Annotated in this window: 18 protein-coding genes; 10 read left to right on the top strand and 8 right to left on the bottom strand. The window is 41.7% G+C overall.

Features of this window, described 5'->3' with window-relative positions:
• Positions 1-93 precede the first annotated feature (93 nt).
• The 3 genes from ACPPVU_RS07500 to ACPPVU_RS07490 all read right to left on the bottom strand — a co-directional run bounded on the left by ACPPVU_RS07500 (position 94) and on the right by ACPPVU_RS07490 (position 5,547).
• Positions 94-1,032, bottom strand: a complete 939-nt coding sequence (locus tag ACPPVU_RS07500) for a dihydrodipicolinate synthase family protein (protein ID WP_426671066.1) — start codon at positions 1,030-1,032, stop codon at positions 94-96.
• A 115-nt stretch (positions 1,033-1,147) separates the two neighbouring features.
• Positions 1,148-3,370, bottom strand: coding sequence for a putative Ig domain-containing protein (locus ACPPVU_RS07495; protein ID WP_426671065.1), 2,223 nt, complete (start codon positions 3,368-3,370; stop codon positions 1,148-1,150).
• Between the two features lie 170 nt (positions 3,371-3,540).
• Positions 3,541-5,547: a glycoside hydrolase family 127 protein gene (locus tag ACPPVU_RS07490; protein ID WP_426671064.1), complete on the bottom strand. Its 2,007-nt coding sequence runs from the start codon at positions 5,545-5,547 to the stop codon at positions 3,541-3,543.
• Positions 5,548-5,857: 310 nt separating this feature from the next.
• Between ACPPVU_RS07490 and ACPPVU_RS07485 the strand changes: the two genes are divergently transcribed.
• From ACPPVU_RS07485 to ACPPVU_RS07475, 3 genes are all read left to right on the top strand, one after another.
• Positions 5,858-6,226: a hypothetical protein gene (locus ACPPVU_RS07485; protein WP_426671063.1), complete on the top strand. Its 369-nt coding sequence runs from the start codon at positions 5,858-5,860 to the stop codon at positions 6,224-6,226.
• 138 nt (positions 6,227-6,364) lie between these two features.
• Positions 6,365-6,733 carry a hypothetical protein gene (locus ACPPVU_RS07480; RefSeq protein WP_426671062.1) on the top strand — a complete coding sequence of 123 codons (369 nt, stop codon included), beginning with the start codon at positions 6,365-6,367 and terminating at the stop codon, positions 6,731-6,733.
• Positions 6,734-6,859: 126 nt separating this feature from the next.
• On the top strand, positions 6,860-7,234 hold the full coding sequence (locus ACPPVU_RS07475; protein WP_426671061.1) for a hypothetical protein: 375 nt from the start codon (positions 6,860-6,862) through the stop codon (positions 7,232-7,234).
• Positions 7,235-7,279: 45 nt separating this feature from the next.
• Here the strand turns inward: ACPPVU_RS07475 and ACPPVU_RS07470 are convergent, their stop codons facing one another.
• Positions 7,280-8,623 carry a PQQ-binding-like beta-propeller repeat protein gene (locus tag ACPPVU_RS07470; RefSeq protein ID WP_426671060.1) on the bottom strand — a complete coding sequence of 448 codons (1,344 nt, stop codon included), beginning with the start codon at positions 8,621-8,623 and terminating at the stop codon, positions 7,280-7,282.
• Between the two features lie 212 nt (positions 8,624-8,835).
• Between ACPPVU_RS07470 and ACPPVU_RS07465 the strand changes: the two genes are divergently transcribed.
• From ACPPVU_RS07465 to ACPPVU_RS07445, 5 genes are all read left to right on the top strand, one after another.
• Positions 8,836-9,207, top strand: a complete 372-nt coding sequence (locus ACPPVU_RS07465) for a hypothetical protein (RefSeq protein ID WP_426671059.1) — start codon at positions 8,836-8,838, stop codon at positions 9,205-9,207.
• 217 nt (positions 9,208-9,424) lie between these two features.
• On the top strand, positions 9,425-11,884 hold the full coding sequence (locus ACPPVU_RS07460) for a TonB-dependent receptor (RefSeq protein WP_426671058.1): 2,460 nt from the start codon (positions 9,425-9,427) through the stop codon (positions 11,882-11,884).
• Between the two features lie 103 nt (positions 11,885-11,987).
• Complete coding sequence (locus ACPPVU_RS07455) at positions 11,988-12,401, top strand: hypothetical protein (protein WP_426671057.1); 414 nt, start codon at positions 11,988-11,990, stop codon at positions 12,399-12,401.
• 89 nt (positions 12,402-12,490) lie between these two features.
• Positions 12,491-12,784 carry a type II toxin-antitoxin system HigB family toxin gene (locus ACPPVU_RS07450; protein ID WP_426671056.1) on the top strand — a complete coding sequence of 98 codons (294 nt, stop codon included), beginning with the start codon at positions 12,491-12,493 and terminating at the stop codon, positions 12,782-12,784.
• A gap of 10 nt (positions 12,785-12,794) precedes the next feature.
• On the top strand, positions 12,795-13,160 hold the full coding sequence (locus tag ACPPVU_RS07445) for a helix-turn-helix domain-containing protein (protein WP_426671055.1): 366 nt from the start codon (positions 12,795-12,797) through the stop codon (positions 13,158-13,160).
• Here ACPPVU_RS07445 and ACPPVU_RS07440 read toward each other — a convergent pair.
• Positions 13,157-14,383, bottom strand: coding sequence for a DUF3179 domain-containing (seleno)protein (locus ACPPVU_RS07440; protein WP_426671054.1), 1,227 nt, complete (start codon positions 14,381-14,383; stop codon positions 13,157-13,159). The genes ACPPVU_RS07445 and ACPPVU_RS07440 overlap by 4 nt on opposite strands.
• A 210-nt stretch (positions 14,384-14,593) precedes the next feature.
• Between ACPPVU_RS07440 and ACPPVU_RS07435 the strand changes: the two genes are divergently transcribed.
• Positions 14,594-15,301, top strand: coding sequence for a DsbA family oxidoreductase (locus ACPPVU_RS07435; RefSeq protein WP_426671053.1), 708 nt, complete (start codon positions 14,594-14,596; stop codon positions 15,299-15,301).
• A gap of 134 nt (positions 15,302-15,435) precedes the next feature.
• On the top strand, positions 15,436-16,617 hold the full coding sequence (locus ACPPVU_RS07430; RefSeq protein ID WP_426671052.1) for an MFS transporter: 1,182 nt from the start codon (positions 15,436-15,438) through the stop codon (positions 16,615-16,617).
• A gap of 4 nt (positions 16,618-16,621) precedes the next feature.
• Here ACPPVU_RS07430 and ACPPVU_RS07425 read toward each other — a convergent pair whose 3' ends face one another.
• The 3 genes from ACPPVU_RS07425 to ACPPVU_RS07415 form a co-directional block, all read right to left on the bottom strand.
• Positions 16,622-16,891, bottom strand: a complete 270-nt coding sequence (locus ACPPVU_RS07425) for a hypothetical protein (protein WP_426671051.1) — start codon at positions 16,889-16,891, stop codon at positions 16,622-16,624.
• A 76-nt stretch (positions 16,892-16,967) separates the two neighbouring features.
• The gene (locus ACPPVU_RS07420) at positions 16,968-18,200 is read right to left on the bottom strand and encodes a cation:proton antiporter (RefSeq protein WP_426671050.1); all 1,233 of its coding nucleotides are present in this window, start codon (positions 18,198-18,200) and stop codon (positions 16,968-16,970) included.
• Between the two features lie 130 nt (positions 18,201-18,330).
• Positions 18,331-19,455, bottom strand: coding sequence for a glycoside hydrolase family 26 protein (locus tag ACPPVU_RS07415; protein WP_426671049.1), 1,125 nt, complete (start codon positions 19,453-19,455; stop codon positions 18,331-18,333).
• Positions 19,456-19,469 lie beyond the last annotated feature (14 nt).

The following is a 19,469-nucleotide window of genomic DNA, read 5'->3' as shown; positions in this document are numbered from 1 at the left end:
AAAGTAAGTAAAGTCCTCTCCTTTGGAGAGGATTATTCACCCATAATTTGATTTTATAAGGTGTTCATGATGGCTTAGCCGTTTAGGTGAGGCTTATGCAGTTTGTAATTTACCCACTCTGCCCCAGCTACCTTCCGGCAATTTCGGACGAAGAGCCAGCGCATCATTGATTGTCTTCAACACTTTTTCGCGCTCAGCTCCTTCAACTTTTAATCGTGGTGCACGCACATTTTCGGTACCGATGCCTGTTGCAACCTCTGCCAACTTAATATACTGTACCAATTTTGGATGGATATCCAGTTCCAGCACAGGCAAAAACCAACGGTAAATAGCTAACGCCTCGCTAATCCTGTTGGCTTTGATCAGGCGATAAATAGCAACTGTTTCTTTCGGGAAAGCATCAACCAAACCTGCTACCCAGCCATCGGCGCCCATAACCAGGCTTTCCATAGCTAATGGGTCAACCCCTGTCATGATCTTGAACCTGTCGCCAAAGCGGTTGATCATACGGGTAACGTTGGATACGTCTCTTGTTGACTCTTTTACCGCCTGTATGTTATCGTACTTTGCCAGCTCTGCAAACATATCCAAAGTCACTTCTATCTTATAATCAACAGGATTATTGTAGATCATGATAGGCAGTGGTGTACTTTTGGCAACCGCCGTTAAAAAGGCAAGCGTCTCGTTATCGTCAGATTTATAGCGCATCGGTGGCAATAGCATTAAACCGCTTGCTCCGTAATCCAAAGCTTTTTTGGCACAGGCTACGGCTGCTTTGGTGGTTTGCTCTGCTATATTTAATAGTACAGGCACTTTTCCATCCACAAACTCAACAGTATGTTTTAGCAAAGCGAATTTTTCTTCGTCGCTCAATACGCTGGCTTCACCTAATGATCCGCCTAAAATAAACCCATCAACACCGGCTTCTAACTGCGCTGTGATGTTATGATCAAATGCTGCAAAATCAAGTTCATCATTATCAGTAAATTTTGTTGTCACTGCGGGGAATACCCCTTTCCATGTAAATTTCATATTTAGCCCCTCTAAATCTCCCCCCCAATTGGCGGGGAGACTTTTTTTATTTTATGTTATTTAATCCGTTTCTATTAAGCCCTTCCGCCTTTGGCGGAAAGGGTTGGGTGGGGCTTTACTTCGATACCTTGATCAAAATAACCCCATGTGGCGGCACTTTCGTCACAAACTCCGGCCCGCTGGTGATGACGTATTTTTGCTGCCATACATCACGCACTTTGGTATATCCGTTAAAACCTGTTTCTGCTTTATTTAATTTGATAGTTTGATACTTGTCTGATGTATTAAATATCCCCATCGCTTTGCTGCCATCTTCCAGGTCTTTTGTCCAAACCTGGTAGGTGTCATTCTTAAATGTCTGTCTTGCTGCCCTGCCTAATGCATCTTGATCTATGGCCAGTACTTCATCATTAGTTAGCAGGTTTAAGGTGAAACTATCCAGATGTCCCATATCGCAGCCGATCAGCAACGGTGCTGATAATAAACTCCACAAGCTGATATGCGTGTATTGCTCGTCCGGCGTCAATCTTGTATTATGCTGGTGATCGCCCCAACCCACTTTGCCGATTACCAGCATATCCGGGTCGTTAAAATGACCGGGCTTTGCGCCATCTGCTGTTTTATCCTGACTAAAACCAATGGTTGACATGCTTTTCCAGGTATCTTCAATATCACCCGTAGTGCGCCAGCTATTGCCGCCAACTTCAGCACCCCAGTTCCACACATCACCCATACCGTACTGGCAAAAGCTGAACAATATATCTCTGTGTACCTTATCCAATGAGGCCCGCATTACCTGGTACGGCTTTTTAAAATCTTCCAGCGTAGGATTTTGCGGACTAACCTGCGAGTAAGAACACCAATCATATTTTAAATAATCAATTCCCCAATCGCCATAAGTTTTGGCATCCTGATCTTCGTGTTGCCAGCTGCCCAAATAGCCACCGCAGGTTTTAGGACCTGGCGATGAATAGATACCCATTCTTAAACCCAAGTTATGTACATAATCAGTCAATCCCTTCATATCCGGGAATTTCGAATTTGTCACGATCTCGCCATTGGTATTTCTGCTTGCAGCCTCCCACCCGTCATCAATATTGATATAACTCCAGCCATGAGCGCTTAGTTTATCGGCCATGGCATTGGCTGATGTTCTTACCTTCTGATCATTCACTGTCAAGCCCCATGCGTTCCAGCTGTTCCATCCCAAAGCAGGCGTCAGGCCAATCAAATCACCAATTTTGATGGTGAACTTTTTAGTATTGCTGCCCAGTGAGTTGGTTACTGTAAATGTTACCGGGTAGTCACCTTTATCGCTTACAATACCAGTGATGATGCCGGTTGTGGTATTTAGTGTCAATCCTGCAGGCAAACCATCCGCTTTGTAAGTCAGTGGTTTTTGCCCAGTTGCCGGAATTTTGTACAAGAACGGATTAGCCGGACGTTCCCCAAAAACGTCCGGGCCATTAATCCTGGGTTTTGCCTTTACGTAAGGCGTCAAAATATAGGGCGCACCCTCAGTTTTGGTGATCTGCTTACCCGAATGTTCATCGGTAAAAGTGTAAGTGATCTTGTATGATTTCTTTTCCAGCCTGGCTAAAGTAAACGTATAGGTAAATGGGCTGTGCGCTGCAAAATGCGCATCATTTGTTTTTTGATAGATGATAGTATCCGTTTCGGGATCAGTCACTTTAAAATAGAGTTTGCCCACATAATTGTAACTTCCACCAGAAGCGGTTAGCCTGATGGATTTGCTCATGGTTTTTTCTTCGTAATAAAAACTGCCATCGGTATTGATGTTCACGTTATCCATCAGATCCACCATTTTTATATCGAATTTATCGCCGTATACGCCACCTGCACCGCCTGTATCAAATACTCTAACAGCTAATACATTTTCTTTATCCCAATTTATAGCCGGGTTATTTGCCGCTACTGAAAAAGACCCGGGCCCGTAAATGCCATGCTGAATATCGCTGCCGGTCTTATAGTTTTTATAAACCAGCTTGCCATTCAAATAAACCTCGCCGCCATCATCCAGGTAACCCAAATTGAAATGCAGACTGTCTTTTATAAATGCCTTTTCTTTTATCGATGAAGGGATTTCCACTCGCACCCTATACCAACCAAATCCATCCGTTTTAGCATAACCTTGTTCCTCCCAGGGTTTGCTTACATCTGCTGCTTGCCAACCGTTATCGTTGTATTGTGGGGATGACCATGCAGTTGAATCGCCTATCTTAAATTTCCAGCCTTGTGAAAGGTTGATTTCCTGGGCGGATGACCTTAAAAAGGACGCTGTCAGGACGGCAATTAGTAGGCAGAGCTTTAATTTCATTTATAATTGATTAATTACCGTTATTATCCTTTTAAAACCGCATTAGCGTATAGTTGACTCACCCGGTCTTTGCTTCGCTCGACCACCCTCTCTGCTATGCAAAGAGGGATTTTCTATTTTTTAGCCCCCCTCGCTACTTTGTAGAGAGGGGGTTGGGGGGTGAGTCTAGTTTACTTCGTCAGTAAATCCACATACTTTATCTGCTCCGGGAACCAAACCATCATCTCCCCCTTACCACGATTGGCCCAGGCATAATAAGGTATCGCGGTTAACGTAGCATCCTGAGTATTTACATTTTGCCCTGATGCATCTACGTTAATGCTTTTCACATCTGCTTTCAATGCCATAACACCGTTTAGCAGTCCCTGTTCATATTGCGTTTTAAATACCGTGTTTTTTGGTACGATGATGTTGCTAGCCAAGCCATTATTGTCCTTCCATTCAGCACAATACATAATCGGGCCGCGTTGCAGGGCTATCTTACCGTTATCATCAGGTATGTTGGTGTTGGCTACAACTTTGCGCACATCCATCGGCAGGATAACTTCTACTTTATCGTTCCTCTTCCATTTACGGCTCAATACGGCATAGCCTTTTTCTATTTGGTAATTAACCGGCATACCGTTCACTTTTATTTCTACTCCCTGTATTGATTTTTTCTCGTAGCTATACAGGTCCGATGGGATGGCCTCATTTTGTGCCCAGCCGGGGATGCGTATTTTAAGGTTCATATCCATTTTTTCAGCTGGGTCAATGGTGAACTTCAGGTCCCCATCCCATGGGTAATTATTTTGCTGGGTAATCTTTACCGCCTTGTTGTTCACGGTCAAATTACCCGTGCCGCTGATAAACAGGTTCACATAAATCGCATTGCCTTTTTCAGCATAGATGTAACCGGGGATTGACGGGATGAGCCTCACCACGTTGGTTGGGCAGCAGGAACAGGTAAACCACCCTGAACGTTCAGGCTCAGTATCCGGTCCGGCGAAGCTGTTTTTGATTTGCATGGCATTGGTATAGAAGAACGACTTCCCATCCAAACCAACACCTGATATTAAACCATTGTACAGCGTTTTTTCCATTACATCGACGTACTTGCTATCACCATGCAGCAGGAACATGCGCTGATTCCAGAACACGCTGCCTATGGCTGCGCAGGTCTCGTTATAAGCAGTGGCGTTGGGTAATTCATAGTTGTCACCAAAACGTTCACCATCGCCAACAGCACCGATGCTACCCTGCACGTACATTTTTTTGCCCACCATGTTTTCCCATATCTTATCGATGGCTTTCAGATATGCTGTATCGCCAGTCAATGCGGCGACATCGGCCATGCCAGAGTATAGATACATCGCCCTAACGGCATGCCCTTCGGCTTCGTCCTGCTCAACTACGGGTTTATTGTCCTGGAAATACATGCCATTTTGCCATTCATCCTTACTTTTGGCATCATATTGTTTATGGCCACGCTGGTCGATAAAGAACTTGGCGAGGTCTAAATATTCTTTCTTCCCTGAGATTCGGTACAGTCTTACCAAACCCATCTCTACAATCTCATGGCCAGGTGCTACATGCAGCTTATCCGGTCCGAAAGTGCGTACCAGCAGGTCAGCATTTTTTAGGGCGATGTTAAGTAAAGTACGTTTTCCTGTTGCCATATAATGTGCAGCGGCGGCTTCGTAAAGGTGACCGCAGTTGTACAACTCATGACTCATTTTTTGCTCATTCACCCATCTTTCAGGGCCTGCCCAAGCTTGCGGATGTAAAGGGTCGATACTGCGTGCAGTGTACAGGTAGCCATCTGGTTCCTGCGCTTTGCCTACTATAGTAATCAGAGAATCTAAGTAAGCAGATAGCTTTGGATCTGAATGTTCGGCCAATGAATAGGACGCACCCTCTATAGTTTTATAAATATCAGTATCATCAAAAGGATATACTGTGCAGAACTTGCCCTTATGCTCTGCGGCCATTTCGAAATTTTTAACACGGCCCGTGCTCTCACACCTGGCAAATGATGCCGGGATAGTAACGGTACGGTTAATTTCTATACGTGATGTCCAGAACTGATCGGTCAGTTTTACGCTGGTAAAAGGTACTGGTTGTATGGGGTAATCCTTGTTCTGCGCAAAAACACCAAGGCTGCAAAAGGTTAATATAAGGGCACTTAATTTCTTCATTCAGTATTACCTATATCCAAAGATACAGGCATTACCAACCAAAATAAGCAGGAAATTTACCCGATATTAACCGGATTTTAACCTGATAATGTAAAATGTATTAATGAGGCTGGTAAAATAGGGGAATAAATTTATCTGAACTATGATTAGTAGGATTAAAAGATTATCTTGATTTTAATCGCGGACAGGCAATAATCATGTAAATTTAAAAATCCTATAAATCATGCTTCAGACATCAAAATTTAACATCCTGTTTATTTTCATTTCGTAATAAAAATCTTACATTTATTACTTTAAAAACCTCCAAAATATGAAAAGAAAATTCTACGCCCCCATTGCTTTAGTTTGCTGCTTTATTCTTTTAATGTCGTTTGTTATTGCCGACCTGAACGGCAAATGGGCCGGCGTTATTAAAACTCCTGATGGCAACGATCTTGCTGTTACCTATAACTTTAAAATAGATGGTGATAAACTGACAGGAACTGCTGAGTCACCTGCAGGAGAAGTAACTGTTGATAACGGTAAATTAACCGGTGATACCTTTACTTTTAAAGTAACTGTTGATGGCAACGATTATCCGCACAGCGGCAAGCTTTATGCTGACTCATGCGGTCTGGATATAGATTTCGGGGGACAGAAAATACACACCACGCTTAAACGCGCCCCTGCTGACAAATGACATTCAACCTAAAATAGTTCATAGTAAGAAAGACCCCGCTTTATGGCGGGGTTTTTTATAGCCTGATTATCTGTAACATAAGTATTAATCTGTTGTCTTAATTAAAATACATCAACACAATTTAATCGCTAAAAACTCATGAAAAGAAAATTTTTTATCACAACTGCGCTGGTATGCTGTTTTATTGGTGCATTTGCATTTTTTGCAGATCTGAATGGCAAATGGAGCGGCGTTTTGACTGCACCCGATGGCAACCAATACCCGCTTAATTACTCGTTTAAAATAGACAACGATAAGTTAACCGGTACGGGACAATCTCCACAGGGATCTATTGACCTGACTGAGGGGAAAGTAAAAGGAGACAGCCTTTCATTTGCTATTGATGTGAATGGGGTGAAAGTGATAAATTCAGGAAAATATTTCAGTGCCGGTGATTCTATCAGCCTGAATATTGATTACCAGGGTATGATTATGCATTCCACATTAAAAAGAGCCGTTGACAAATAATATCATCAACTCTTAGCTTTACATAAAATCCTCCTTTTATTTCGCGAAAAGAGGATTTTATATTTTAAATGATTTTTATTGTAACGCATTGTCAAATTATAGCATCATAGATAAAAACTAAGCATTATGAAAACCAAGATCTTAATTGCCACAGCATTGGTTTGCTGTTTTGTAGTTTCCATCGCTGCTGTTATAGCCGATGTGAACGGAAAATGGGCCGGTGCTATTACAGGTCCGGACGGTAATAACATCGACCTCAATTATATTTTTAAAGTTGATGGCGACAAATTAACCGGAACAGCCAACGCGCAGAATATCGAATTAAAGTTAGATAGCGGCAAGATAAGCGGTACTGACATTAAATTCAGCATCACCAATCCCGAAGGTATTGTTATACCCCACGCCGGTAAATATTTTGCCGATGGAGATTCTATCTCTATGAATATCACTTACCAGGACATGAAATTTCACAGTACGCTTAAACGTGCTTCCGATAAATAAATAATTAAGTAGCCCCTCGCCGGTTAGCGAGGCTTACTTGTTCCATTATTTCAAGCCAACAGCGTATAAACAACCATCGGCACTGCCAAAATAAACTACATCATTGCTGATTGCAGGTGATGAAACAATAGACCCAAGCGTATAGAGTTTATTCATAGCACCTACGCTGGTTGCATATTGCGACAGATCTTTACCTTTCACCAACAGGTTAAAATCAATGTTACCTTCATCATTCAATACCTGTTTAGCATTTGCTGCTCTGTCAGGTGTCGTAAATTGGCCCGTAAGCTTGCCAGAATTGATATCCACAGCACACAGACTGCCTGTAAAATCTCCAAAATAGGCTGTGTTGCCGGCTAATGCAGGCGATGAGTAAACATAGCCGTTGGTTTTATAACGTATTTTTTCTTTGCCGGTTTTAGCATCTAAGCCCACGAAAAGATAAGTATCCGATGTTCCCAAATAAACCGTACCATTTTTTAACGCTGCTGTAGTTAGAACCCACGAGTTATCGGCAGCGTATTTCCACACGGTAGAACCTGTAGCAGCATCAAGTGCATAAAAATATCCATCGCGCGAGCCAAAATATACCATGCCGTCAGCACATGTTGGAGACGCCTGGATACCTTCCAGTACATGATATACAGGTTGTTTGCCGGTTTCGAACTTCCATTTCAATTTACCTGTTTGGGCGTCAACTGCGTATAGGAAGGTGTCCCAACTGCCAAAGTAGATATTGCCATTGTATAAAGCTGGACTGGTGTGTATAATGCCATTGGTTTTAAACGACCATTTCTTTTTGCCTGTAAGTGCATTCAAGGCGTATAGGTTACCATCGCTGCTGCCAAAGTATATCACCGGATTTGTTGGATCAGGACTAACAATTGGCGACGACAGGAAAAAATCATAAAGATCATCCATATACATATCGTCAGGTTTCATTGTCCATAGTCCTTTTGATCCTACATGCTTTTCGCCACCTGTTTTAAATTTCCATTTCAGCTTACCTGTTGTCGCATTTAGCGCATAATAGAAGCCGTCATAACTACCGAAGTAAACTATATTCTTATTGACTGCAGGCGTTGAATGTACAGCTCCGCCGGTTTTAAATTTCCATAAGATATTGCCGGTTGTTTTATCTGCGGCATACAGATTACTATCTCCGCTGCCCACATAAACCACATTATTATATACAACAGGAGAAGAAAATATCTTGCCACCGGTTTGCAGTTTCCATTTTGTGCCTCCTAGTGATGTATAATTATTTGAAGGATACACGCCCTGATGGGTTAGCGTTACCTGAAACATAGATAACCGGGGTTGAACTGCTGATTGGGCACAGGCATAATTGGCCCATAAAAAAATAAGGACGATAAAATATTTGTACATAAAAATGGCTGTAAACTGGTAAGGCTATAAATTGAGAAGGCTTAAATATAGTAAAGACTTGGGTATTATCCAATTAATTAACTGATCGGGGTTTTACTTACACTACTCAATATATTTCAAAGCCCTATTCACTATAAAATATCAGGAAAGTACTTTTTTTACAGATAAGGTTGCAAAACATACAAATGCGGCTAATTTTGCGGCATTAATTCATGAAGTACAAACTAACAGCCGTATTGCTCATCATCGCTATCATTAGCTGTAGTTTTTCGCGTTTTTTTATTTACGCGGGGTACCAACTCAACAAAAACTACATTGCTACCAAGCTTTGTGAGAACCGTAACAAGCCATGGCTGCATTGTAACGGTAAGTGTTACCTGATGAAAAAGATCAAACAGGCTGAAGAAAAACAAAACGCCGCGGAACGCGAAGCGCAAAAGAACCTGGTACAGGAATCTTATTGCGAAGCTATCCCCGAAATTAAGTTTTACACGCAGCTGCTGCAGGTAATCGCTATTCCCAATAACCGCATTAAGCTACCCGATGGCTACAATGCTATTTTCCGCCCTCCACAGCTAGGATAATTCATCCATTTATTTCTTTTCCAGAACTACTAAAACCGAAATGTCATTTCGATTCGCCTAAAGGCGGAGAAATCTTATGCGATTTGCTTAGCGCGTGTATAAGATTTCTCCGAAATGCCAATTGAGTTAGATCTGGAAAAAGTAAGATCATCTTAACTATTCATTTACTAATAGCTCAAAAGCCTTATTAAAAGCTGTGAACTCTATATTCTATAACATGAACATTTTTAAAAAAGTGGTACTGTTTACCATTTTCCTTGTTTTTGCCGGTAAACTAGCACAGGCGCAACATCTGTTTAAGGGTAAAGTGACCGATAAAGTTACTGGCCAGCCTGTACCCGGTGTAACCATTACTATCCCCGATTTAAAAATAGCAACAAGTACAGATGCAAATGGCACGTATTTGCTTAAAGGACTGCCCAAGGGCGAATACATGCTCCAGGTAAGTGCAATTGGTTATGCCAGCGAGACCAAAGTGGTCGATCTGGGCAATACGTATTCTATTGATTTTAAGCTATCAACCTCCAATTATGAACTTTCAGACGTTGTGGTAACAGCTTTGGGTAACACAACTACAAGAAAACGTGCAACCATACCCATTACCGTAGTGACCAATGAAATGATCCGGGAAGGTGTTGCGAATACAGCTATTGACCTGGTTTCCTCACTACCCGGCATTAATGCGACTACGGAAGGATCGGGTACCACTAAGCCTCAGATTAACGGATTGGGATTTGATCGCGTATTGACCCTGATGGACGGCGTGCCACAGGAAGATTTTCAATGGGGAGACGATCATGGTATATTAATTGATCCTTATGCGGTGCATAATGCCGAAATTATAAGGGGGCCGGCTTCGCTGCAATATGGTGCCAGTGCGGAAGCTGGTGTAATCAGTTTTAAATCGGCGCCTTTGCCTGAAAACGGAACCGTTTTGGGAAGTGTGCTTACTGAATACCACACAAATAATGGCTACCTGGGAACCTCTCTAAACATAGCAGGCAACCACAATGGATTTGTATGGGGATTGCAAGCAAGCGGCGAAGCAGCGCACAGTTACTCTAACCCTAAAGACGGCTATGTTTGGGGTACTGCCTGGAACCAATTAAATGGCAGGTTGGTACTCGGCATCAATCGGTCATGGGGCTATTCACGCCTTACCTTAAGCGCGTTGCACCGCAGGATAGAATTGCCTAATGGCAACCGCGACAGTACAGGACGCTTTATGTTTGATTTTCCGCAAAACGGAAAGATATACCCTACAAGGTCTGACTTCTTATCTTATAACGCTAACATAGCCAGTGATAAAAATTTGGGTGAATACCAGGCCTGGTGGCAAAACAGCATCAATGTGGGCAAAGGCCGTCTCGGGCTGGATGTCGGATTTACCCGGAGCGTTCACCACGATATCGATACCGGGAGTGTTGGCTCACTAAATTTGCTGGTAAACGATATACCTTTCTCTTTCAAATACCAGATAGCGGGCGATAATTCCGGATTGAAGCTGACCACCGGTATTAATGGCACTTACGAGTTCCAGCGTAATGGAGCTGCCCCGCCTCCACCGTATGTACCCGATTATGAAATACCCAACTATACCAATTTTGAAATTGGGGGCTATGCCATCGTGGAAAAGAACTTTAAAAACCTGACATTGAGCGGTGGCTTACGCTTTGACCGAACGGACTTTGTAGGTGACCCGATGTCTTTAAATGATGTCGGTAATATTGTCCCGACTGGAACGCCGGGATCTACTGTGCAATTTTCAGCCTTTAACAATACTTATAGCGGTTTATCAGGGAGCATCGGTGCATCTTACCAGTTACCGGATAATAATTATGTGAAACTGAATGTTTCAAAAAGCTATCGCGCCCCTGCGATCAACGAATTGACCAGTAACGGTTTGAATATTGGTTCAAACTTGGTGCAGGTGGGTAACCCGGACCTAAAAGCGGAACAGGGCTACCAAATAGATTTAGTTTATGGCTATGATGGCAAAGATGTGAGTGTGGAGGCAGACGGCTTTTATAACCATATCAGCAATTTCATATTTGCTAACCGCACGGATTCTCTTTCCGGGGGATTTCCTATATACCAATACCTTTCTACCAATACAGCAATCATAACCGGTATTTCCGGCTTTTTAAATATTCATCCGGCAGCCGCTAAATGGCTGGAGATAGATAACGGCTTCACTTATATTTATTCTCATATTCCTAATGAGACGGATTCAACCAAGCATCTGCCCTATATACCGGCCCCGCATTTAAATTCAGAAGTTAAGTTAAGGTTGAACGACGGGCACAACTCTATTTTAAAAGGGACTTATTTAAAGTTCGGCTTACAGCATGATTGGGCGCAAAATAATGTTTACAGTGCGTTCTATACTGAAATCCCCTCTGCACAGTATACCCTGTTTAATGCAGGCGTGGGAACCAATTTTGTTAACCCTAAAACAGGTAGAACAGTATGCTCTTTATACATTAATTGTAACAACCTGACCAATGTAGCATATGCTGATCACTTGAACCTGGCACAATACTTCCTTGCCTATAACGGAACACCGGTTACAGTAACTAAACAAAGCCAGGGCATTTACAATATGGGCAGAAACATCAGCTTTAAATTGATTTTCCCATTTGGTGGTAACAGTAATAAAACAGTATCAGCAGAGTAAGTTCGCACCATCACTTGCGTCATTACCTTCCCCCTTCGATTGAAGAGGGAAGGTTTTTAAAATGTTTGGGTGTCGACCTATCTGCACGGTATCAGTTAGCCAAATGGCTTTTGCTGATTTGAATGTTAACCTGGCAAGGCCACGATTGGCCGATAGTGCAAAAAATACAGGCTACCTAGCACTGGCCCCAACCTTTACCAGCACCGCCGGACTTGATTTTAAGTTTGATAACGGCATAAACGGCGGTTTAAGTTATCGCTACATGCATCGCCGCCCGGGCAATAATACAAATATGTTGGTTGCCGACGGCTATTATGTAATCGACCTAAAACTGAACTATGCCAAAAAACGCTATGACGTAGGTTTAACTATTGAGAATTTGTTGAACACCAAATGGAACGAATTTGAAGCGGAAGAGATTAGTCAGTTGAGAGGTGAAAGTGCGCCCGTAGATCAGATGAGTTTTACACCTGGTACTCCATTTTTTGCAAAACTGAGGGTAGCAATGTTCTTTTAAAAACCTAAATTATTTCTTAGCATTGCATAATATAATTTCAAAAATCTAAATTTTATTATGCAATGCTAAATTCGTATATTTGTTAATCAATGGTTATAATTAGTTACGGAACAATTCGTGATTTTTTCGAAGTGCATGCAGATGCAAAAGACGCTTTAAATAATTGGTATCGTTTAGCTTCTAAAGCTGATTGGGCAAATTATCATGAAATAAAAGAAATGTTCAATTCTGTAGATGCAATTGGCAATGATCGTTTTGTTTTCAATATCAGGGGAAACACTTATCGCTTAGTAGTCATGATATTTTTTGATATCAGAACTATTTACATAAGGTTTGTAGGAACCCACGCTGATTACGACAGAATTGATAGCGCAACAATTTAAAAAGGAACCGATGGAAAAGATAAATAATGATACGGATTATAAAAGTTTAATGCTAAGGATTGAAGCCCTAATGACAAAGGGCAGCAATAACGTTTCCAAAACTGAGTTAGAAGAAATTCGTAAGATGGCTTTATCTGCTCAGGAATATGAAAGCAAAAAATATGTAATTGAAGCACCAACCACATTAACAGGCATGATAGAAATGAAAATGTTTGAAATGGGGTTCAAACAAAAGAGTCTTGCAGAAAAACTCAATATAAGTGAAGCTAAACTTTCACTTATATTGAATGGCAAACAAAAACCCGATATTGAATTTTTAAAAGCTGTTCATTCAGAGTTACATATTGATGCTGATTTTATTTTGGAACATGCTTAAGGCAGATAACTAAGCATTTTTAACTCACCTTCCCAAAACAAGGTGGTCGGGTGGAAATGCAGCCATGAATGACGGTATTCCTGATAGGCCTGTACTTTGGTGAGGCGTTTACCTTTTTCGGTGCCGGCTGTGCACAGCCCATCCCAATCCCATACCGAGGCGGTTTCTTTATCAGTAAGTTGTCCGGCTGTGTCAATTTTAAAACTAAGATCTTTCCCGTCAATTCTCCGGTTCCACGCATGGAAAGTGAGGCTATCGTTTTCAAGCGCGATCAGTAATGGCGTTGTTCCTACCTGGTCATTCAATAAACGTACTTTTTCTAATTTCCTCCAATTATAGCCTTTAGGTTGTTTATTAATTATCACACCTACTAACCAACTTTTGCGTACCAGCGAATCTTTGTTTTTTAATGTCGAATCCTTATCAACAGGCTGTTTACGGTCATAATTTTTAAGATCATCATAATCAGATCTAAAATGACTATCTGGCTGTAATATTAAGGATGACGGATGCTTATTTAACCATGCACCTAATGTAGATTGTTCATAATATACATCATTGAGTTTTGCTCCGGCCATCGGCCCAACAGCTGCTTCGCCGGTAGCCTGGTACCACCATGAGCCCGTAGTTTGATCCTCAATAATAGCATTATAATGCCTGGCACCTACCAGCCTGAAAGTTTGGCGTGCCCCGTTAACCATCGGACTAAAAACCCTGCCCGTGCGGCACATAGTACAATAAGTAACCAATACCGGCAACGTACCTACATTATCCTGAACTTTGTGATGATAACCTAAATAAATAAGCGGATATGCCTTGGCAACACCATTATTTACTACACCTAAAACAATATAACTTTCGGGCACTTTATTCTCTATCGCGTTAGCAAACCTTACAGTTTTAGGCTCCTCAAACATGCTCGAAGCTTTATATTCAATGTCGGTTACATACAAGCTACCGAGCAACAATACGAATACGCTACCCTTTACAATCATTCCCCTCATAGTATTTTTAGTAAAATATTTTACAAGGTACCACACCAGCATCAGGCCGCCTATTATGCGAAGTGGCAATATGATCTTTTCAAGATAGTAGCATAGCTTTATCGCTTCCAGGTTTTGGCTGCCCGGGAATGGCATTAGCAGGTAAGCATGTAATAATCCGGGAAAGAATAACAGGAATATGCCCGTCCAGAATAATAATGGGTTAGTATTATTCCTCATACGCTAGTCGGCATTAAGTATATGTCGCATTGAAATTATGGTTAAAAGATTGTCATCGCGCAGTGCTCTGTCAATTCTATACAATCGGTTTATAACATACTAAGATATTAATTTAATTAAAAAATAGCTATTTACGTCAATTTTTACTTTTTACTTACCATGATGGCCACAGATTGATATAGCTTTGACATTATTAAAACCACGGAACAAATGAAAATTGAAATCTGGTCTGATGTGATGTGCCCGTTTTGCTATATCGGCAAACGCAGGTTTGAGGATGCCTTACAGCAATTTGCACATAAGGATGAGGTAGAGGTAGAATGGAAAAGCTTTCAGCTTAACCCGGATATGAAGACCGATCCAAATCTGAACATTAACCAATACCTGGCTGATATAAAAGGCTGGAACCTGGATTATGCGCAACAAATGAATAGTCATGTCACTGAAATGGCGGCACAGGTAGGTTTACAATATGATTTTGATAAGGCAATTGTGGCCAATAGTTTTAATGCGCACCGTTTAAGTCACCTTGCTAAAAAGCATGGTTTAGGTGCCGCTGCAGAAGAAGCGTTATTCAAAGCCTATTTTACTGAAGGCAAAAATATAGACGATAAGGATACGCTGACCGATCTAGGCATTTCCATTGGCTTAAAAGGTGATGATGTAAAAGAAACCTTAGATAGTAATGATTATGCCGATGCTGTAAAACACGACATAGCCGAAGCGCAATACCTGGGCATAAGTGGTGTACCCTTTTTTGTGATGAATAATAAATATGGTGTATCAGGCGCACAGGCCGTACCTGTGTTTTCAGAAACGCTTGAAAAATCATTTGCTGAGTGGCAGCGGGAAAATGATAAACCTAAACTAACCATAATAGAAGGGGAAAGCTGCACACCAGATGGTGATTGCGGTTAATTGCCAAATAGATCTTTATTTTCAGGGTTATATCATAAGTCTTATGGAGATATAAAGCTTTGCATCTGCATAAATCTTTATAACTTTGTAATAGACCAACTTAGTGTATATATTACACTAGCAAGATCACACCTATGGATACAACTACCTTGCGTCCTGTCATTAAATCCCGGTTATCATTAAGGATAGCTGTTGCCGCCATGTTCTTTATGTCGGGTTTGTGTTTTGCAAGCTGGGCATCCCGCATACCTACTATCAAGCAATTTTTGCATTTGTCAGAAGCAGGTCTGGGTGGTGTATTGTTGGCCATACCCTCCGGCTTAATGTGTTCATTGCCATTTATAGGGTGGATAATTCCTAAAATAGGTAGTCGTAAACTGCTTATTATTTCTATGGTATTGTATGGCATTTTATTAGTCGGATTGGGTGCTGCGCAAAATATTTTCCAGCTCGTTGTGTGTCTATTTTGCTATGGCTTTGTAGGGAATGCTGCTAATATATCTTTTAACACACAGGCTGTCGCTGCTGAAAGGCTATATGAAAGCCACCCCATTATGGCTTCGTTCCATGGCATTTGGAGTATAGCCGGATTTATAGGTGCGGGTATAGGGATATTCATGATCGGCAACCACATCATCCCATTTCATCACTTTATCGTTATACTGATCATAATGATAATTGGCACCGTTATAACTTCCCGTAACCTAACTGAAGACAGCGATAAAATACAATCAGAAGAAACCCTTGTTGTTTTATCTATACGTGAAAGGTTAAAGCTGATGTCGCCACTTTTGAAGTTGGGTATCATTGCATTTTGTTCGATGATATGCGAGGGGGCTATGGTAGACTGGAGCGGTGTATATTTTAAAAATGTGATCAACGCACAAGCCGGATGGATCGGTGCGGGATATTTTGCATTTATGAGCACTATGGCGATGGGCAGGTTCACAGCAGATTGGTTTGCCGGCAAATATGGCCTGAAACGAACCCTTCAGCTAAGTGGCTCATTAACTGCCGCCGGATTGCTGATATCCGTTTTGTTCCCTTATTTATTACCAAGCATGTTAGGCTTTATGCTGGTTGGCGCGGGGGTATCATCTGTTGTTCCGATGATCTATAGTTCAGCCGGAAAAACGCCTAATATGTCTCCCGGTGTTGCTTTGGCAGCGGTATCAACAATAGGCTTTAGCGGATTACTGATCGGTCCTGCTATCATTGGTTTTATAGCGGGGATAGCTACACTTCGGGCATCATTCTTACTTATAGCCTGCATGGGTTTGAGCGTGGCGATACTCTCTACAAAATCGAAACTGTAAAGGATTAAGGTCTGCTCAAATCCTTTTCAGTTGGATTCAAAACATATTCAAAATTCTCACGCCCGTTCCTGAATACAAATTGCAATCTCTCTTTCGGCTCGTGGATATCCAGTGAAAGTGCCCCGATCACCCCGGGCAGATTATCCCTGACGAGTTTGAGGTCGGTTACATCCGGCATTTCCACCAAGATGTTTTCCCCTAAAGGTTCAATCTTCCAATCGCGCAGGTTAGCGGCCTTCAACATTTCTATCCATTTTTCCTGATATGGGTTCATGTGTTTTCTCTTTAACTTAAAAAGAAAGTTTAGAAGGAATAGTTTTCCCCTTAAGCCGATTTATAAATTCCACCAGTTATTTTAATTTTTCCGCCACTTTCCCTATGGTAAGGCCTTGTACAATGATTGAAAAAATAACAATGATATAAGTGATCAGCACAAATCCGTCGCGATGCATATTTTGTGGCAATGAGAGTGCCATTGCAACAGAAAGCCCACCCCGAAGTCCGCCCCAGGTAAGTATCGTGACCGCATTTTTCTCAAACTTTATCTTGAAGCGTAATACAGCTACAGGCAATGATACGGAGAACCATCGTGCCAATAATACGATGAAGATCATAATACCTCCTATAATCATTATGGTTGGATGGATTTTTATAATGAGCATTTCCAGTCCGATCAGTAAAAATAAAATAGCGTTAAATATCTCGTCGATCAGGTCCCAGAATTTGCCGAGATAATCCCATGATGTAGATGAGATGGCTATAGTTCTTCCTCTTGTACCAACCATTATACCGGTAACGATTATGGCAAGCGGGGCGGATAAATGTAACTCATCAGCCAGCGTATAACCACAAGTCACAAGCGCAAGCGTGATCAAAACCTCAACACGGTAATTGTCTATCGATCTTAGCAACAAATAGGCGGCATATCCCATCAGGGCACCAAATAACATACCCCCGCAGGCCTCTTTTAAAAAAAGCACGATCGTCCCCGATGCAGAAAAATTGCCGGTGCCGTTAGAAGCTACTTCAAGGATGGTTAAGAAAATTACTACTCCTATACCGTCATTAAATAACGATTCGCCCATAATTTTCAATTCGAGCGTCTGTGGGATACCTGCCTTTTTCAGTATGGCCATGACAGCTATTGGATCAGTAGGCGATATCAATGCGCCAAAAAGCAGGCAATGGATATAAGGTATTTGCAATTGAAATACATGGAACAGGTAATACGACATTACACTAATGAGAAAAGTCGACATAAATGTGCCGACAGTGGCTAAAGTCATTACCGGCCAGAATTCTTTTCTCAGTTTAACTGCATCGATATGAATAGCCCCGGCGAATAACAGGAAACTTAGCATGAACTTTATCAGTAGCTGCCCGAAATTAATATGAGATACCAATCCAAGTGCATTTGCCGAAAAAGCAGGCATCAGGTTACCTAATATTACAATAAGAATGGATGAGAACAGGGCAAGTACCATGATACCGATGGTAGGCGGCCATTTTATCCAGCGATCGTTGATATAGGCAAACATCGCCGCCAGCATTACAATAATAGATATGATCTGGTAGGTTGCCAATGTTGCCTGTATTAAAGTGAACTCCCCTAAAATACGGTTTTGGTGTGAAACCCCCTCTAAATCTCCCCCGTAAGGGGAGACTTTTTATAAAAATAATAAAGCCCTCCTTACCGGGGAGGGTTGGGAGGGGTTATCTCCCATCCATTAACTTTCCGTACACTGCCAATGGTGTCAAACGTTTTTGAAACATGGTCTGGGGACTTTCGGAGAATTGCTTAAAATCATCAAAACTCAGCTGACCCGGATAAGGTGCATAAAAATGATGTGTATTGGCATTGCGCCATAGCAGCAAGTAAGAAGTTTTATGTTTTGAAATGGTGGCTAATAAAGTCTTTGTCCACCAATCGGCGACAGGTATGCCTTCATACCCGGTTTCGGCAAGGCACGCCAGTTTGTGGTGCTTAGTTCCAATCACATCCAGTAGAGCCAAACGTTTATCCAGGTTTTTTTGGTAATAAGGAATGCTTTTATAGCAATAATTGTCAAATCCTATAAAATCCACGTAACTATCACCGGGATAACGAACCATAAAATCAGCCTCGGAATTGAAATCGGCTACCGAATAAACGATCAGTAAATTATGCAACTTCTTAGTATTACGCAGGTAATCAATGGTAAAGCGCCATAAGGTTTTAAAATCATCTGCCGAAGAAGTGTTTTTGCACCACCAGAACCAGTTGCCCGTAAGCTCATGAAAAGGGCGGTATAATACAGGTATAGGTTCGCCCTCAGGACCTTTTAAGCTTTTGAGATATTTAGCTGCTTTATCCAGGTTATTTACGTAATCCTGGTGATGTGCGCCACCGGGGATTAGTTCCTTTATCGTTTGTATGCTGGTATCCCACGCTGTTTTTCCATTAGCGGGATTATCCATGTGCCAGCAAAAAGTATTGATACCGCCGCGAGCATACACCTGTTCTACCAGTTTCTTTTGCAGGGCAAAAGGGATGCCGTTAATATCTTTTGTGCTATCATGTTCAATCTTTGCCAGGTCCCAGCCATAAACCGAAGGATAATCACCTGATACACTTTTTATATCAGACCGATTAGGATCAAACCGCCACCCTACTCCATAGGCCAGATCATCGTGGTGACCAATCATCACTCCCGCATCAACCAATCGTTGCATACTGCTGAACAGCCAGCGAGTTTCTTTTGTAGCCAGACTATCACAGGGACTATAAGTTTGCGCCTTTGAAAATTGGCTGCTTATCAGTATAAAAAGAATAAAAGTATAATTAAAAACGTATTTCATTATTTCAGAAGTAT

It is taken from the genome of Mucilaginibacter sp. McL0603 (genome assembly GCF_049992945.1).
In the GTDB taxonomy this organism is placed as follows: Bacteria; Bacteroidota; Bacteroidia; order Sphingobacteriales; family Sphingobacteriaceae; genus Mucilaginibacter.
This window is presented reverse-complemented; position numbering and strand designations above follow the sequence as displayed.

Excerpts from the sequence above, each read along its gene's own strand:
- ACPPVU_RS07500 (WP_426671066.1), bottom strand. The coding sequence starts at position 1,032 with ATGAAATTTACATGGAAAGGGGTATTCCCCGCAGTGACAACAAAATTT.
- ACPPVU_RS07495 (WP_426671065.1), bottom strand. The coding sequence starts at position 3,370 with ATGAAATTAAAGCTCTGCCTACTAATTGCCGTCCTGACAGCGTCCTTT.
- ACPPVU_RS07490 (WP_426671064.1), bottom strand. The coding sequence starts at position 5,547 with ATGAAGAAATTAAGTGCCCTTATATTAACCTTTTGCAGCCTTGGTGTT.
- ACPPVU_RS07485 (WP_426671063.1), top strand. The coding sequence starts at position 5,858 with ATGAAAAGAAAATTCTACGCCCCCATTGCTTTAGTTTGCTGCTTTATT.
- ACPPVU_RS07480 (WP_426671062.1), top strand. The coding sequence starts at position 6,365 with ATGAAAAGAAAATTTTTTATCACAACTGCGCTGGTATGCTGTTTTATT.
- ACPPVU_RS07475 (WP_426671061.1), top strand. The coding sequence starts at position 6,860 with ATGAAAACCAAGATCTTAATTGCCACAGCATTGGTTTGCTGTTTTGTA.
- ACPPVU_RS07470 (WP_426671060.1), bottom strand. The coding sequence starts at position 8,623 with ATGTACAAATATTTTATCGTCCTTATTTTTTTATGGGCCAATTATGCC.
- ACPPVU_RS07465 (WP_426671059.1), top strand. The coding sequence starts at position 8,836 with ATGAAGTACAAACTAACAGCCGTATTGCTCATCATCGCTATCATTAGC.
- ACPPVU_RS07460 (WP_426671058.1), top strand. The coding sequence starts at position 9,425 with ATGAACATTTTTAAAAAAGTGGTACTGTTTACCATTTTCCTTGTTTTT.
- ACPPVU_RS07455 (WP_426671057.1), top strand. The coding sequence starts at position 11,988 with ATGGCTTTTGCTGATTTGAATGTTAACCTGGCAAGGCCACGATTGGCC.
- ACPPVU_RS07450 (WP_426671056.1), top strand. The coding sequence starts at position 12,491 with ATGGTTATAATTAGTTACGGAACAATTCGTGATTTTTTCGAAGTGCAT.
- ACPPVU_RS07445 (WP_426671055.1), top strand. The coding sequence starts at position 12,795 with ATGGAAAAGATAAATAATGATACGGATTATAAAAGTTTAATGCTAAGG.
- ACPPVU_RS07440 (WP_426671054.1), bottom strand. The coding sequence starts at position 14,383 with ATGAGGAATAATACTAACCCATTATTATTCTGGACGGGCATATTCCTG.
- ACPPVU_RS07435 (WP_426671053.1), top strand. The coding sequence starts at position 14,594 with ATGAAAATTGAAATCTGGTCTGATGTGATGTGCCCGTTTTGCTATATC.
- ACPPVU_RS07430 (WP_426671052.1), top strand. The coding sequence starts at position 15,436 with ATGGATACAACTACCTTGCGTCCTGTCATTAAATCCCGGTTATCATTA.
- ACPPVU_RS07425 (WP_426671051.1), bottom strand. The coding sequence starts at position 16,891 with ATGAACCCATATCAGGAAAAATGGATAGAAATGTTGAAGGCCGCTAAC.
- ACPPVU_RS07415 (WP_426671049.1), bottom strand. The coding sequence starts at position 19,455 with ATGAAATACGTTTTTAATTATACTTTTATTCTTTTTATACTGATAAGC.